Origin of the sequence: Agarivorans sp. QJM3NY_30 (genome assembly GCF_050870855.2) — a bacterium.
Lineage (GTDB): Bacteria > Pseudomonadota > Gammaproteobacteria > Enterobacterales > Celerinatantimonadaceae > Agarivorans.
On sequence record NZ_CP194038.2, the window covers coordinates 725,177 to 740,539 of the forward strand.

Annotated in this window: 12 protein-coding genes; 11 read left to right on the forward strand and 1 reads right to left on the reverse strand. The window is 43.2% G+C overall.

Features of this window, described 5'->3' with window-relative positions:
• The first annotated feature begins 44 nt into the window (after positions 1-44).
• From ACRRSX_RS03280 to ACRRSX_RS03290, 3 genes are all read left to right on the forward strand, one after another.
• Complete coding sequence (locus ACRRSX_RS03280; protein WP_432454648.1) at positions 45-905, forward strand: ThiF family adenylyltransferase; 861 nt, start codon at positions 45-47, stop codon at positions 903-905.
• Positions 906-1,100: 195 nt separating this feature from the next.
• The gene (locus tag ACRRSX_RS03285; RefSeq protein ID WP_432454647.1) at positions 1,101-2,009 is read left to right on the forward strand and encodes a THxN family PEP-CTERM protein; all 909 of its coding nucleotides are present in this window, start codon (positions 1,101-1,103) and stop codon (positions 2,007-2,009) included.
• Between the two features lie 167 nt (positions 2,010-2,176).
• The gene (locus tag ACRRSX_RS03290) at positions 2,177-3,139 is read left to right on the forward strand and encodes a PEP-CTERM/exosortase system-associated acyltransferase (protein ID WP_432454646.1); all 963 of its coding nucleotides are present in this window, start codon (positions 2,177-2,179) and stop codon (positions 3,137-3,139) included.
• 30 nt (positions 3,140-3,169) lie between these two features.
• Here ACRRSX_RS03290 and prsT read toward each other — a convergent pair whose 3' ends face one another.
• Positions 3,170-5,929, reverse strand: a complete 2,760-nt coding sequence (prsT, locus tag ACRRSX_RS03295; protein WP_432454645.1) for an XrtA/PEP-CTERM system TPR-repeat protein PrsT — start codon at positions 5,927-5,929, stop codon at positions 3,170-3,172.
• A 174-nt stretch (positions 5,930-6,103) separates the two neighbouring features.
• Between prsT and tviB the strand changes: the two genes are divergently transcribed.
• The 8 genes from tviB to ACRRSX_RS03335 all read left to right on the forward strand — a co-directional run bounded on the left by tviB (position 6,104) and on the right by ACRRSX_RS03335 (position 15,210).
• Positions 6,104-7,372 (forward strand): Vi polysaccharide biosynthesis UDP-N-acetylglucosamine C-6 dehydrogenase TviB, encoded by a 1,269-nt coding sequence (tviB, locus tag ACRRSX_RS03300; RefSeq protein ID WP_432454644.1) that lies wholly within the window; start codon positions 6,104-6,106, stop codon positions 7,370-7,372.
• Between the two features lie 12 nt (positions 7,373-7,384).
• Positions 7,385-8,419 (forward strand): NAD-dependent epimerase/dehydratase family protein, encoded by a 1,035-nt coding sequence (locus tag ACRRSX_RS03305; protein ID WP_432456105.1) that lies wholly within the window; start codon positions 7,385-7,387, stop codon positions 8,417-8,419.
• A gap of 158 nt (positions 8,420-8,577) precedes the next feature.
• Positions 8,578-9,636: a GNAT family N-acetyltransferase gene (locus ACRRSX_RS03310; RefSeq protein WP_432454643.1), complete on the forward strand. Its 1,059-nt coding sequence runs from the start codon at positions 8,578-8,580 to the stop codon at positions 9,634-9,636.
• Positions 9,588-10,997 carry an O-antigen ligase family protein gene (locus tag ACRRSX_RS03315; protein WP_432454642.1) on the forward strand — a complete coding sequence of 470 codons (1,410 nt, stop codon included), beginning with the start codon at positions 9,588-9,590 and terminating at the stop codon, positions 10,995-10,997. The genes ACRRSX_RS03310 and ACRRSX_RS03315 overlap by 49 nt, the downstream gene beginning before the upstream one ends.
• A gap of 52 nt (positions 10,998-11,049) precedes the next feature.
• Positions 11,050-11,967: a polysaccharide pyruvyl transferase family protein gene (locus ACRRSX_RS03320; protein ID WP_432454641.1), complete on the forward strand. Its 918-nt coding sequence runs from the start codon at positions 11,050-11,052 to the stop codon at positions 11,965-11,967.
• Positions 11,957-12,844 (forward strand): glycosyltransferase family 2 protein, encoded by an 888-nt coding sequence (locus ACRRSX_RS03325; RefSeq protein WP_432454640.1) that lies wholly within the window; start codon positions 11,957-11,959, stop codon positions 12,842-12,844. Before ACRRSX_RS03320 ends, ACRRSX_RS03325 begins: the two co-directional genes overlap by 11 nt.
• Positions 12,845-12,870: 26 nt before the next feature.
• On the forward strand, positions 12,871-13,797 hold the full coding sequence (locus tag ACRRSX_RS03330; RefSeq protein WP_432454639.1) for a glycosyltransferase family 2 protein: 927 nt from the start codon (positions 12,871-12,873) through the stop codon (positions 13,795-13,797).
• Between the two features lie 468 nt (positions 13,798-14,265).
• Positions 14,266-15,210: a sulfotransferase family protein gene (locus ACRRSX_RS03335; protein ID WP_432454638.1), complete on the forward strand. Its 945-nt coding sequence runs from the start codon at positions 14,266-14,268 to the stop codon at positions 15,208-15,210.
• The last annotated feature ends 153 nt before the right edge of the window (positions 15,211-15,363 follow it).

Below are 15,363 nucleotides of genomic sequence, written 5' to 3' on the forward strand. Positions count from 1 at the left end.
TCAAATAAAGTGTTGTGATAAAAACGTTATAACAGGGATGAATAATGATGAGTTTCAATTACGAAGATGCATTTTCGCGCAACATAGGGTGGCTTACCGACGATGAACAGCAACTATTACGCGGGAAGCGGGTGGCCATCGCTGGGGCCGGTGGGGTGGGGAGCGAACATATTGTTACCTTGGCGCGTTTAGGTGTCGGTAAATTTAATATTTCAGATTTTGATGAATATGAAGTGCATAACTTTAACCGCCAAGCGGGCGCATTCATGTCTACCGTTGGGCAAGATAAAGTTAAGGTGATGGAAAGTGTTTGCCTAGATATTAATCCCGAAGCCGAGATCTGTAGTTTTCCTGAGGGTGTATTTGAGCATAATGTTGACCAGTTTTTAGAGGGGGTGGATGTTTATGTTGATAGCCTCGATTTTTTTGCCCTATCGGCACGTAAGTTAGTTTTTCAGAAGTGCCTAGAGAAAAACATCCCTTTGGTGACCGCTGCCCCCCTCGGTATGGGCTGTGCATTTTTGTGTTTCATGCCTGGTGGTATGAATTACGAAGAGTATTTCCGTTTTGAAGACTGCCAAGATGAAAATGAGCAATATATTAAGTTTTTAATTGGTTTGTCTCCCGCAATGTTGCAGCGCCCTTATTTAGTCGATCCAAGTAAGGCCGATTTTCACGCGAAGAAAGGACCGTCGACGCCGATGGCAGTGAAGTTGTGTGCTGGCGTGGCGGCGACTTATGTATTAAAAATCCTTTTAAAACGAGGTGATTTAGTCACCGCACCCCATGGTTTACATTTTGATGCTTACCGGAATCGTTTTAAAAAAACCTGGCGGCCAATGGGCAATCGGAACCCTTTGCAACGGTTGGTGTTTAAGATTGCGAAAAAAGTGGTTTTAAATTGAGGACTTAGCAACTATTCGCTGAAATATAGTGGGAGTCGTTGCTTGATTAGAGGTGTCAGTAAATTTTACATATCGCTCATGAAAACGGATGTCATTTTATTTAAATTATTGTTTTCTAATTGTTTTTTAAGTTGGCATTTGAGTTGCATTGATATACTTGTATTTAACTCTGCGATGACCAAATGGACGGGCAATATGAATAAATTAAAATTGACTGGTATGGCATTAGCTTTAGGTGTTTCAAGCCTTTCGGCAAATGCTGTTTTAATCACGGATTGGGATTACTTAAACGACGCGGGTTTCGGCACTGATTATGTCTCAGAAGCTGGCGACGCAACAGGGATTAACGCTTCAGGTGCTACCTTAGATGACTTTGATACACTCTTTGCTGGTGAGCTTCCTAAAACATTGGCTTGGGGCCAACCTTATAAAGAGGTTAACCCTAACGAATTGCAAAGCTCTTTAATCGTTGACGATGCTAAAACTGGCTCGGTAACCACCAGTGTAGTGAATGGTGTTGGTGCTCTAGCTTTCTCTGAAGGTACAGGTTTAACCCATGAAAACTGGGGAGTAACGGGTGATACTTTGGTATCGGCGACCTTATTCGATGGTTTGTTTTTAGGCCCAACATCTCCAGTGGTGTTGCCTCCAACGGCTGGACCAACGCTACAATTTGAAATTCAATTTGAAGAAACCTACAACCACCCTACTGGCGGCGTATGTGAATATGGCGACACTTTAGATGGTGCAGTTGGTATCAATGAGGCTGGTTGTGCCGATTTATTTACCATTGTATTAGACGACAGTGTTTCTTTCACTCAGGAAGGTGATGCGATTTTCTTAAGCAATAGCTTCACCATCCCTGTAGACGGCTTAGACGATTATGAATACACCTTAACAACTCGTTTGTTAGGTCTAACATTCGTTGAGAATGTCGATTGTCCAGAAGGTAAAACCTGTATTGGTTTCTTAACTGAAGAAGATGATACCAATACTCTTGAAGCTGCATTTGCTATCTCAGCCAGAGAAGTGACAGAACCTGGTACCTTAGCTATATTTGGTTTAGGTTTATTAGGTTTGGCTGGTTTGCGCCGCCGTGCTTAAGGCTTAATAAAAACGTCGCTAAGAGTTAGCGTCATTAGTTGATATTAAAAGCGCAGCCCTGTACTGCGCTTTTTTGTTTTTGAGTCCTTGTCATTGATATTATTTAGCTGCTTTTAACTCTGGCGAGTGAGTGGGTTGCTTTAGATCGAAAGCTTTGAGAGTGCCTTATGATTCGTAATAAATACATAAAAAATTTGGCAAGCTATCCGGTGATTGGGCCGATGGTGAGAAGTGGTATTTCACTGCTAGTGAAACGAGAAGCAAAGTTAATTGCTCAACATTTTGCCGAGTATCTGCGTCCTGTGGTTGCTTATCGTCCCGATATCGTGCATGAAGCGTTTAGGATCCGTCATGACGTTTATTGTGAAGAACTAAACTTTGAGCCAATTCGAGACGATGGGATGGAGCAAGATGAGTTTGATGAATATTCTCGGTTCTGTTTGATCCAACACAAACCCAGTGCGGATTTTGCAGGTTGTGTGCGGATTGTATCCCCAAGTCATAAAGATGAATTACTTCCTATCGAGAAATACTGCGCGCAGGCAATTGAAGGCGCGAAATTCCATCCGGATCAATTTGAACGCTCAGAAATATGTGAGATCTCTCGTTTAGCGGTACGACCTCAGTTTCGTCGTCGTAAAGCGGATAATTTTGAAGGCGCGGCAGCGGGTGCCATTAATGAACAAACCTACTCAGAAGAAGAGCTACGCTGTTTTCCATTTTTGGCGATAGGTTTATATTTGTCGATAGCTTCGCTTGCAGTACGCTCCGGCACACATCATGCGTTTGTCATGATGGAACCTCGTTTAGCACGCAGTATGAGCTTTTTAGGGATCAAGTTTGAGCAGCTCGGGGCCGCTATCGACTACCATGGTGTGCGAGCGCCTTACTATATTAGTGCGTCGATGCTGATGCGAAGCTTGCCGGTTGGTTTTCAAAAACTGATGATGAATATTGACAAAGAAGTAGCCAAGGGTTGTCTGGCCGCCAGAAAAAATGATGATGATGATGAATACATTAAAAAAATGTATTCATCAAACTTCAAAGCAAAACCAAAATCAGACAATAGCCTAATGATGAGAAAAGGTTTTGTTTATTCTCCTGCGAAGGGCTTGTACCTACCGCAATAACTGCAAGCTTTCTCACCATTGGTCAGATGGTTATTTTAGCTGAGCTTCTAGCTCAGCTTTTTTATTCAGCAAGGCCGGATCGAGATCGATTAAACTATTCAACAAGGTTCTCGCCTGACTATGTTTGTTACTCGCAATCAGCGCTTCAACATAATGAACGCCAATTTCGTTATTGGCTTGCTGTTGATAGCTTTCTGCCAGAATTTCGGTGGCTTTTTCTGCTTGACCCGCTTTAAGCAACATATAGCCATAAGTGTCTTTAATCTGGGCGAGTTCAGGTTTGAGTTGATAGACTTGTTTGGCGTATTTTAAAGCTTGTTGGTTGTCTTGTTGCGCATGATATACCCACGCGAGGTTATTCAAGGCAATAATGTTTTCAGGCTCCTTACTGATGATCTTCTGGTAACTTTGCAAAGCTTGCTGAGGGTTTAAACTCATTTGTAATTCTGCTAATTGCAGCTGTAATGGTTGTGCGGCTTCACCATGCTCAGACAGTGTTTTTTCTACAAATGCAACAGCACGCTCGGGTTGATTGGCGTCTTTGTAAGTTTGAATTAAACGATTTGCGGTTTGCATGCTGGGATGCTTGCTATATAAGTCTTCAAAAGTCTTAATCGCTAAAGGCAAGTTTTCTTGGGTAAGATAAATATAACCTTGTTGTTGAATCGCGGCTAAGGTTTTCAACTGGTTTGGGGCGAGGCTATTTAAGGCCTCTTGGCTTGCCGCAGCATTGCCTGTTTTAAGCAACAATACCGAATTTAAAAAAATCATTTTTTGATTATTTTTAAATACTTTGACTGCTCTGTTGCTCAACGCCACAGCTTCATTTAGCTTATTATTAGCCTCTAATACATTAATGTTCTTAATATAAGCCGCTAACGATAATGGAGAGTTATCTAACCAGCGTCGATAAGTGCTAATTGCATTGTCGTTCTGCTTATCTTGTAAATATAGGTCGCCAATTAACTGCCAGATTTGGTCGCTACGTAGCAAAGGCTCGACCTGTTCAAGGCTTGTAATCGCTTGCTTGAAGTCTTTTTTGAAGACGAAGTAGCGGCCTAATTGTTCTTGCAATAGATTAGAGTTGGGTTGTTCCAGTAGCTGCTGATCGAGTAAGGCTTTAACCTCTGCCATTCTATCTAGTTGGCTGGCATGCCCCATTAAAAATTGAAACACTCGCAAGTTTTCTGGATTTTCGGTCTTGAGTTGGTAAATAATTTGGTAAGCTTTTTCGGCCTTACCGATTTGTACATAAGCAGAAGAACTAAATAGTGTAGCTGGTACATCTTTCGGGTTATCTTTAAGAACTGATTGGTATGCATCCAGTGCTTCTTGATAACGACCGAGTTGCTCTAATAATGCGCCTTTATACAATTTTACCGCTTGGTCTTTAGGGTGTTCACCTAGCCATTGCTCAAGTGCTGCAAAGACCTCGTCGGTTTTTTTCTGCTTGTAATGAAAGGCTTGGATCCCTAGGAAGGCTTGGGTTTGCGCTGGATTTTCTGCGAGAACTTGATTTAGGGTCTCTAAACCTTTGGGGTCATTCTGTTTTAGTTGTAACAAGCCCAATTTAGCCTTGGCCGATAAGTTACCGGATGCGGCAGCCTTTTCGGCAATTTGTAGTGCCTCTTCAGTTCTCCCCAGCTGGTTGAGCTGGATGCTGACGGTACTCAAAAAATTGCTATCTTGAGCGTCGGTAAGCGAACTCTGGTTAAGCTGCTCTAGTGCAGAGTCTAATTGACCAATACGAAACTGGGTGGTCACATACAGGCGTTGAGCAAGGGCGTTGCCCGGGTCTTTGGTAATCACTTTCTCAAGTTGAGTGAGTGCTTGCTCATACTTGTTTAGTTTGTAAGCGGATATGCCTGCAATTAGTTGGGTTGAAGTATTGTTTGAACCATTTTGTAAGGCTTTAGTGGCCAGTGTAAATGCGCTATCAAAATCTTCTTTTTGAAACTGAATATAAGCTTTTAATTGGTTACTCAGTATATGGTTCGGCGCCATTTTTAAGATCCTATTGAGATAGGGTTCGGCCTCCGAATACTGTTTGTTTTTCACTAATGCTTGCGCCAAATATAGGGTGAATTGAATCGCATCTGGGGCCAATTCAACGGCATGACGATAGGCCGCCACTGCCGTTTCTATATCGTTGGAGAGCGTTGCTAAGTGGCCTTTCAGCAGCCAAACATCGGTGTTATTTGGCGCCTCTTGCGCCAGCTGATCGATGGTACTATTGGCTTGGTCATATTGCTTATCAGCTGCAGAAATACTGGCGCTTGCCATTCGTGAGTAGGTATTCTCAACGCCCAGCTCTTGTGCCTGATTCAGAGTGAGACGAGCCTTATCGATTTGACCTTCTCTAAATAGCGAGAGGGCATAAATGGCCAGCAGTTCGGTTTCTACATCTGCTTCAAGGGGGCGATTATCAGGGATCAGTTTAGAAATTTTGTCGGCTTGATTTTGATTTAAATAGCTTCTTGCGAGTAGCGGTAAGACTTGCGCTTTGTCTGCGTTAAGCGCTAAGGCTTTGAGCAATTCTTTTTGTGCGGCTGGATAGCTGCCTCGATTCAAATAAATTCGTCCTAAAGAAAGTCGGGCTTGTCCGAGTTCACCATCCTTCTTTATCGCATTTTTCAGTTCGATAATCGCGGCACTATTATCCCCTTCGGCCAGATAATTAGTCGCCTTCGTTAGATGCTCTTGGGCTGAATCGCCACCACAAGCGACTAAGCTTAAACTTAGTGCACCTAATACTAGTAATTTTTTCATTCCAAACTGATGATTACTCATATCTTTCCCTGTTTGTTGGATTGATAAATTTGATAAAGAGCATACAACGGAATTAGCTCGATGTCCTACTTTGAGCAGCCTTTTGTTGAGAACTCAAGTTATACTCTTACTTTCTTCTTCAATATGCGGTTTAATTAGCCCAGATTATATAATTTTTATCACATAGGTGTGTACATGGACGTGAGTATTGCTGTAATTGGTTTAGGTTATGTTGGCTTACCTTTAGCCATTGAATTTGCCAAGAAACGCAAAGTGATTGGCTTTGATATTAACCAGGTGCGCGTCGCTGAATTACAGCGGGGGATTGATCTGACTCAGGAAGTGAGTGACGACGAGTTAAGTGATGTTGCCAATAACATGAGTTATAGCAGCCAGATCGAGGAATTGGCTAACTGTAACGTCTTTATTGTTACAGTTCCGACACCGATTACAGAACACAAACAACCTGATTTGACTCCATTGATTAAAGCCAGTGAAACGGTTGCAAAAGTGCTCAAACCTAAGGATATCGTGGTCTATGAATCGACGGTGTACCCTGGTGCAACCGAAGAACAGTGTGTGCCCGTATTAGAGCAACATTCAGGCTTGGTATTTAACCAAGACTTTTTTGTTGGCTATAGCCCAGAGCGAATCAATCCCGGCGATAAAACTCACCGAGTTTCTACGATTAAAAAGATTACCTCTGGCTCCACACCTGAAATTGCAACTGTGGTCGACGATCTTTACAGTGAAATTGTGGTTGTTGGGACCCATAAGGCTTCTAGCATTAAAGTCGCCGAAGCAGCCAAGGTGATTGAAAATACTCAACGTGACGTGAATATTGCATTAATCAATGAATTAGCTTTGATTTTTAATCGCCTTGATATTGATACCGAAGCAGTATTAGAAGCCGCGGGCACCAAATGGAACTTTCTTCCTTTCAGACCGGGCTTAGTTGGCGGACATTGTATTGGTGTTGACCCTTACTATTTAACCCATAAAGCTGAGTCAATCGGTTATCGTCCAGAAGTTATCTTAGCGGGTCGTCGGATAAACGATAATATGGGGCGTTATGTGGTGGGTCAGTGCGTGAAAGCAATGGTGAAACGCAACATTTCGGTAAATCAAGGTCGTGTATTGATTTTAGGTTTGACCTTTAAGGAAAACTGCCCTGATATCCGAAACACCAAAGTGATTGATATCGTGCATGAGTTTTCTGAATATGGGGTGCAGGTTGATGTTTTTGACCCTTGGGCTGATAAACAAGAATGTCATGCAGAGTACGGCATTGATTTAGTTGAACAGCCAGCGGCTGATAGCTATGAGGCTATTATTCTGGCGGTCGCTCATCAGCAGTTTAAAGAGATGTCGGTGCAGGATATTCGAGCCTATGGTAAAGCTAAACATGTACTATATGATTTGAAGTATTTACTTCCAGTGAAAGACAGCGACCTACGTTTGTAATAGGAGTTCATGGTGAATCGTTTTGAACAGGTATGCGCAACATTAAAGGCCGAACCCAAAGTATGGGCTATTTCTGGTGTCGCTGGTTTTATTGGCTCAAATCTCTTAGAGGCCTTACTGAAGCTAAATCAGCGAGTGATTGGTTTAGATAATTTTGCCACTGGCTATCAACACAATTTGGATGAAGTCCAAGGTTTAGTGAGTGAGCAGCAGTGGCAGCGTTTCCAATTTATAGAAGGTGATATTCGAGAACTAGAACACTGCAAGCAGTTTGTTGCAGGTGCCGATTATGTCTTACATCAAGCGGCTTTGGGCTCGGTGCCTCGCTCGATCAACGATCCAATTACCACCAATGGCGTAAACATTTCAGGCTTTTTGAATATGCTGGTGGCTGCTAAAGAACAACAGGTCACAGCTTTTGTTTATGCAGCATCTAGCTCTACCTATGGCGATCATCCTGACTTACCTAAGGTTGAAGAGGTCATTGGGAATCCTTTGTCACCCTATGCGGTGACCAAGTATGTGAATGAATTGTATAGTTCGGTATTTGAGCGGACTTATGCCTTTCCATCTATTGGTTTGCGCTACTTTAATGTGTTTGGTCCACGACAAGATCCAAATGGTGCCTATGCAGCGGTCATTCCCAAATGGACTGCGGCGTTAATTGATGAGCAACAAGTCTTTATTAATGGCGATGGCCAAACCAGTCGAGATTTTTGTTTTATCGACAACGTGGTGCAGATGAATATTTTGGCGGCAACTGCGGGCTTAAGTCAAAGTGAAGTCTTTAATGTGGCACTGAATGATCAAACCAGCCTTACCGAGTTATTTGAGTTGCTACAACAAAATTTAGCAATTCATGGTGTGGTTCGACAATCGGTCCCTGAGTATCGTGATTTTAGGGCGGGTGATGTGCGACATTCTCGAGCTGATATTGGTAAGGCGCAGAAATTGTTAGGTTATGCGCCTGCATTTAATATCGGCCAAGGTTTGGCCAGAGCCATGCCTTGGTATATCGCGCATGCTGATTCTGAGCATCAAACTTAAATTAAGCTGGTTACGCTAATCGAGCTTATAGTTTCGCTGATGAGAGATGTTACAGGGAACGAAACAATGGGCTGTGGGCTATGTCACACCGTAGGCAAGGATGCTGGGGACGTTTATATCTATGCTGTTGTCTCTTGCTTTGTGGAAGAGTTTAGCGCATGAGTCAAACAGCGGTAGATTGGCGTGTAATTACTCAACTGGATGAGTTGATGCGCCTCGAGCCTCAATGGGAGCAACTTGCGGATACTTGTCAAGCTTCGTTGTTCAGTCAGTTCAAGTGGATTAAACACTGGTTAAAGGTTTACTGGCAGGAGGATTGGCAGCTGCTCGTCTATGCTGGCTTCGCTGAGGGGCAGTTGGTAGCCGTTGCTCCCTTTTATCGGCAAATCTTGAAAGCAGGCTTTGGTCTTAAAAAATTGTCGCTGTTGGCACAAGGTGAAGAAGAAGAGGCTGAGTTAGCCTCGGAATATATTGATGTTTTAGTGATGCCGAATTACCAACAGCAAGCATTGCCGGTGTTATCTTTGTATTTACAAAATCTCGATTTTGATTTATTGCTGTGTCGGGCGATTCATGTCTCAAGTCATTTGTATCAGTTGTTGGCTGGAGTAAAACACTGTCAGTGTTATCCTGCGAAATCCTATTCGGTGAATTGCGAACAATGGTCAATTGCTAAGCTATCGCGTAATGGGCGTTCTAAGTGGCGTAGAGCCAGCAAAACACTAGCGCACTCGTCAGCTGTGTTTAAATGGCTAAGCTTGTCGGAGATGGAGCATTATTGGCCAGATTTGGTTGCCATGCACCAGGGGCGTTGGCAAAACCAAGGACAATTGGGGGCATTCTCTGCGGCTCGTTTTATTCAGTTTCATGGTGATTTTCGACGCGAATATGCCAATCATGTTGCAATGAGTGGCCTGTTTGTTGGCCAAAAAGCGATTGCCTTAAACTACTTCTTGCTGGATAAACAACATCTACATTTTTATCAATCTGGCTGGGATGACGCTCAATTTGCCCATTGCTCTCCAGGTTTCGCCTTACACGTTTGGAGCCTGTTGCATAGCAAAACGACGATTTATGATTTTATGATGGCAGGAAAGTTGGGCGGCTATAAAACGCAATTTGCTGCTGAAGAAACAGAAATGGCTAATCTTTGTCTCGCGAAACGTCCATGGAGGGTAAAGTTATTCAAGTTAATCAACAAAGTCATTCCAACATGAATGCGGGTAAGGGGATGCGGAGACAATTTCCGGTTAAAGAGCAAACGGCTCCTTTAGGCTTTTTTTTCTTATATCTGTACACCATTGCGGTATTGATCCGTCCTCATGAGTTTTCTTATGAAACCGCGAATTATATTGTCATTAAGGTGTTTGCGATTTCGTCTTTAGTATTGACATTATTGACGCTCCGCCCGATGAAGCTCTACCCGCAGCATTATATGTTGTTAGCTTTAGTGCCGTTGATTATGGGGTCCGCCTTTTTAAATGGCTGGGGGACTGGCGGGATTTTTCAGGCGCAGCGTTTATTTGTGAGTTCCATCGTACCATTCTTTTTGTACAGCGTATTAATCACCTCACCTAGTCGGCAGCGTTGGTTGATGGTGGTTTGCATTATTGCTGCCCTTGGCATGGTATATAACGGGCATGTACAGCAAAGTACGTTTAATGGCCGTTTTGGCTCTGGGATCGGTGGCAGTATTACGGTAGGTCGAGAGGAGATGCGGATTAGTTATCTGGGTTTCTTCAGTGATCCAAATGACTTAGGTATGTTTTTAGTGATGAATATTCCTTTTGTGGGGTATTTTTATGGCCGTGGCGGTAAATTAGTTAAATTATTAATGTTAGCTGCGCTTGTGGCCCTAGGCTACGGCGTCTATATGACTGGCTCGCGAGGCACCTTGTTGGGTTCTATCGCAGTGATAGCGATTTATTTTTTAATCAGTAATGCGGGCGCTCGCCTGGTGTTATTTATCGTGTTTAGCGCCCCCATTGCCGCAACATTGTTGGCTTCGTTTGGGGGCTTATCGGCTTCCGAGTCATCCGCTCATGGGCGACTTGATGCATGGTACGATGGTATTCAAATGTTGATTTCTAGTCCGGTATTTGGTGTTGGCATGGGCAATTTTGTGGACGTCCATGGCATTGTTGCACATAACTCTTATGTTCATGTCGCCGCTGAACTCGGGGTGCCGGGTTACAGTTTTTGGGGCGGCACTTTGATCCTAAATATGCTGATTGGATATATGTTTTTAAAGCGTTCTGACGCAGAGCTTGAGAATGATGACCAGTTGAGCGCCGAGCTTGAAAAAGAGAAACTGGAACAATACGCAGAAGAAGCCAGTCTCAATAAGACCTTATTTTATTCTATGGTCGGCTTTATGGTGACTGCATTTTTCCTTAGTCGACAATTTACATTGTTGTTGTTTATCTTTATGGGAATGCAAACCGCGAGTCACCTTCGTTTGATGAAAATCCGCCCGGTATTGGCAGAACTGCTATCCGCACAAATGGTATGGCGTTGTATGTTTTATGCCTGGGCGATTATTATCGCAGTTTATATCACCTTGAAAGTGAGTTTATGAGAACCGCTATGCAGCAAAGTACGATTCATCATCAATGGCGAGAGTATCGCTGATGCAGCTATTTTATTATAAAGACGACATCGGCAACTTTGGCGATGACTTAAATCCTTGGTTATGGCCGAAGCTACTTCCTGACTTTTTCAATGATGATCCCTCTGAATTGTTAGTCGGTATAGGTACCTTGCTCAATCATCATTTACCAAGTGATAAAACTCTACATATTGTTGGTTCAGGCGTGGGATATGGCGACATCCCCCAAGTGACTGAGCTTTGGAAAGTGCATGCCGTGCGTGGGCCTTATTCAGCAAAATCACTGAATTTAGATCCCAGTTGTGCGATCACAGATTCGGCACTGTTGTTACGCAATGTGATGCAGCCAAAACATCAAGCCAGTGGTGATATTGGTTTTATGCCGCATTATTTAAGTTGTCGCAGTGCCGACTGGCAAAATATCGCAGAGAGCTGTGGTTACCGGTTTATTTCTCCTGAATGGTCGGTTGAGCGAGTATTTGCAGAGATGCAGCAGTGTCGTTTAATGCTTTGCGAAGCAATGCATGGTGCGATTGTCGCCGATGCTTTGCGGATCCCTTGGCATCCAGTTTTATTATCGGACAAAGTGAATACCGTAAAATGGAAAGATTGGTTAGATACCATCAATATTGACTTCCAACCGACAACGATCAGACCGTATATTCATTATGCTAATGTTGGTACCAAGCAGTATCTTAAAGATGAGTTTAAACGTACGGTGCGATCCTTTGGTTTTGGGAAAGATTGGTATCCACCACAAGCTCGAAACTCAAGTATAAAGAGTAAAGATGAAACCATTGCCAATCTAGCTGCGCTTGCCAACACTAAGCGTTGTTATCTGAGCGATGAAAATTTACAAAATCGTTTGTTACAGCAACTGAATGATGCTGTTGAACAAATGCAATATAGCAGTGCGGAAGCTGGAACTTATGCAAGATAACTTAACTGTGAGTGTCATTATCCCAGCTTATAATGCTCAAAGTTTTATCGAAAAAGCCATCCTTTCGGTATTGGCTCAGTCAGCTGTTGCGAGCGAAATTATCGTGGTGAATGACGGATCTAGCGATGCAACTGCAGACATTTTAAGTGGATATTTGGATCGTATTATTTATATCGAGCAACAAAATGCTGGGGTTTCTGCGGCGCGAAATGCAGGGATAAGCGTTGCCACCAGTGATTTGATTGCCTTTTTAGATGCTGATGATTATTGGCATCCGGATAAATTGGCGATTCAACTCGAAGCGATGCAGGAAAACCCCCATTGGGTGGCTTGTTATACTCGAGATTGTAGTGACGATAGTGAGTTGAACCAAACAGAGACCGAAAGTGGACTCACATTTGAAGATAAAACTATCGAACAAATATTCATTAACCCTTATTTGACGACTTCAACGGTACTGGTGAAACGTGAGTTATTACTGAGCATCGGTTTATTTGATACTCGTTTACTTACCGCCGAAGATATCGATGTTTATTATAAAATTGCCAGCCTTGGCATGATTGGCTTTGTTAATCGAGTGCTGGTGCATAAAAAAAGTGTTGAGAACAGCCTGGGTTCTCAACTCTGTTCTTATGCGGATAATTTGGAAGTGATTGACCGATTTCTTACGACTAAACCGGCTCGTAAGCTCGAGGCTATTGCGCCGATGATTAAAGCTAAGGTTCGCCTAAATTGGGCCCGCGAGTTGATTTGGCGCGGCCAACCTAAGGCCGCAATCCCGATTATTAAACAGGCGTTAAGTGAAGCCCCGAGTTTTGCTGCTCGTTTATTGTTGTATAAGGCGCGTCTTAAGCTAATCTTTGTAGGAAGCAGTTAATTTAGTCAAAAAACAGGGAGTTGATAATGGCTGCGTGTTTGGTGTCCGTTGTTATTCCCGTATACAACGGAGAGCGTTTACTTGAAGCCTCCGTTGATTCAGTACTACAACAAGATTTTTCAGATTTCGAAATTATATTGGTCGATGATGGTTCAACGGATGGTTCAAGGTCGTTGATTGAATCACTTGCCAGCAGCAATCCCAAGATAAGGGCGTTTAGTAAACCCAATGGGGGCGTTGCCCATGCTAGAAACTTTGCGATAGAGCAGTCGCGCGCGCCCTTTATTGCTTTTTGTGATCAAGATGATTTGTGGGAAAGTCACAAACTCTCTTCTCAACTCCCCTTATTCGATGACCCTGAGGTCGGCTTAGTCTTTAGTAATGCCTATGTGGAGCTCTGTCAGTTTAAGCAGACCAAACAAACTCGACTAAAGCCTCTGCAGCAACAACAAATCCGAAGAGACTTGGTCAATGAAAACCTGATCATGTGTTGCACCGTTATTGCTCGCAAAGATATGATTTTAAGGGTCTCAGGTTTCGATGATGATCGACGTCTGATGGGCGTTGATGATTGGCATCTGTGGCTGAAGCTATCCCGCTATTGTCGATTTGACTATGTTTCTGCTCCTCTTGCAAAGCATATTATTCACGAAAATAATTATTCTCTTAATGATCAGAAAATGCATCAAGCGGAGTTGGTTTGTATCAATAAAATTGAAGCAGAATATGGGGCTGAGTTCCCCGGTATTAACTGGGCTGAAATAAAGTCAGCAATCCATCGGCGTTATGCTAAAAATTATGTGTTCTCTGGTGAATTTAAGTTAGCGGGTAGCAGTTTACTGTTGGCTGACCAGTGTCATGCTAATTTGCACATGAGACTGAGGGGATATTTATTGAAATTGATCCCAAGTCCACTATTAACTGCGGCCCAGCAGTTCAAGCGACGATTTTGAGAATGACTAACTGAGAATGAGATGGGTCTTGGGCAGCGGTTTAACATTATTGAAATTGATCCCAAGTCCACTATTAACTGCGGCCCAGCAGTTCAAGCGACGATTTTGAGAATGACTAACTGAGAATGATGGATCTTGGGCAGCGGTGTAAGATTATTGAAATTGCTCTTAAGTTTAAGTTCAAGTTCAAGTTTAAGTTCATGGTGAACTGCGGCTTAGCAGCTCGAGCGACGATTTTGAGAATGACTAACTGAGAATGATGGATCTTGGGCAGCGGTGTAAGATTATTGAAATTGCTCTTAAGTTTAAGTTTAAGTTCAAGTTTAAGTTCATGGTGAACTGCGGCTTAGCAGCTCGAGCGACGGTTTTGAGAATGACTAACTGAGAATGATTGAGTGAACATTATCAATCATGGTTTGCAAAGGTTCGCTTGCTAAAACCGACCAAATAAAGTCAAAGGATATTGTTATGGAAGCAAAGGCCATCATCGTTATTGGCATGCATCGTAGTGGGACTTCAGCCTTATCGGGTGAGCTTGCCCAGTTTGGTGTTTTTATGGGTAAACACCTATTTAAAGCGCAAGCTGGGGTCAATGATAAAGGTTTCTGGGAAAATGCTCACTTAGTCGACTTCAACGATCAGTTATTTGATGAATTAGGCAGTTCTTGGGAAGACCCCTGTTATTGCCTTCATCCGGCTCGCAGTTTTTCTGAGGCATGGCAACAACGGGCACTGCAATTGATTGAACAGGAATATGCTGGTTCAGCGGTATGGGGAATGAAAGACCCTCGGGTATCCGTATTATTGCCTCTATGGCGGCCAGTGTTGGAGCGAAGCCCTGCCCAGGTTAATTACTTATTGATGATCCGTAATCCTGTTGAGGTGGCGGGTTCATTGGCGAAGCGTGATGGTTTCTCTCAGGCTAAAGGTTTAATGTTATGGCTTAATTACAATTTCTTGGCCTACCGTGAAACTAATCAAAGTTCTCGTTTAGTCGTAGACTTTGCCGACTTATTGGCTTCGCCTGAAACGGTGAGGAGGCAAATATCTGAACGTTTTGAACTGGACCTCATAACTCAGGGCGGTGGTAGTTTCATTGAGCAGAAGCTTCGTAGAAATGTTGCATCTGCCGTTCACCGGGAAGGCGAGCTTGCTCGATTGGCAGAGCAAACCTATCAGGCCATTTTGGCTGGAGATCCCGACTTGGTTGAGCAACTTTATCAACAATATCAGCAATATTTGTCCCAATTAGACCCTGTCCTGGTGGAACATATATTGCGGTTGCAACGCGCAGAAAGTGATTACCGTAACTTGTTTGAGAGTGCATATCGTTCCTTCACTTGGAAGCTATCGTGGCCTCTACGAACACTTGAAAAGCGGCTGACGAAGGCTCTTTTGCCAAAGGGGTCATGACCTTTTGCCAGGCTGGTAAAGGCGTATTTTTATCGAGGCTAAAGCGGGTGAGGCAAGCTCTCTGGTTGATGAAGATAGACATTTTCCTTTAAAATGCAGGCGTAGATAAACTGAATATTTCAGTTTATCTACCTGAGTGTAATTTTTGTATGA

Coding starts and splice junctions, on each gene's coding strand:
- ACRRSX_RS03280 (WP_432454648.1), top strand. CDS start 45: ATGATGAGTTTCAATTACGAAGATGCATTTTCGCGCAACATAGGGTGG.
- ACRRSX_RS03285 (WP_432454647.1), top strand. CDS start 1,101: ATGAATAAATTAAAATTGACTGGTATGGCATTAGCTTTAGGTGTTTCA.
- ACRRSX_RS03290 (WP_432454646.1), top strand. CDS start 2,177: ATGATTCGTAATAAATACATAAAAAATTTGGCAAGCTATCCGGTGATT.
- prsT (WP_432454645.1), bottom strand. CDS start 5,929: ATGAGTAATCATCAGTTTGGAATGAAAAAATTACTAGTATTAGGTGCA.
- tviB (WP_432454644.1), top strand. CDS start 6,104: ATGGACGTGAGTATTGCTGTAATTGGTTTAGGTTATGTTGGCTTACCT.
- ACRRSX_RS03310 (WP_432454643.1), top strand. CDS start 8,578: ATGAGTCAAACAGCGGTAGATTGGCGTGTAATTACTCAACTGGATGAG.
- ACRRSX_RS03315 (WP_432454642.1), top strand. CDS start 9,588: ATGGAGGGTAAAGTTATTCAAGTTAATCAACAAAGTCATTCCAACATG.
- ACRRSX_RS03320 (WP_432454641.1), top strand. CDS start 11,050: ATGCAGCTATTTTATTATAAAGACGACATCGGCAACTTTGGCGATGAC.
- ACRRSX_RS03325 (WP_432454640.1), top strand. CDS start 11,957: ATGCAAGATAACTTAACTGTGAGTGTCATTATCCCAGCTTATAATGCT.
- ACRRSX_RS03330 (WP_432454639.1), top strand. CDS start 12,871: ATGGCTGCGTGTTTGGTGTCCGTTGTTATTCCCGTATACAACGGAGAG.
- ACRRSX_RS03335 (WP_432454638.1), top strand. CDS start 14,266: ATGGAAGCAAAGGCCATCATCGTTATTGGCATGCATCGTAGTGGGACT.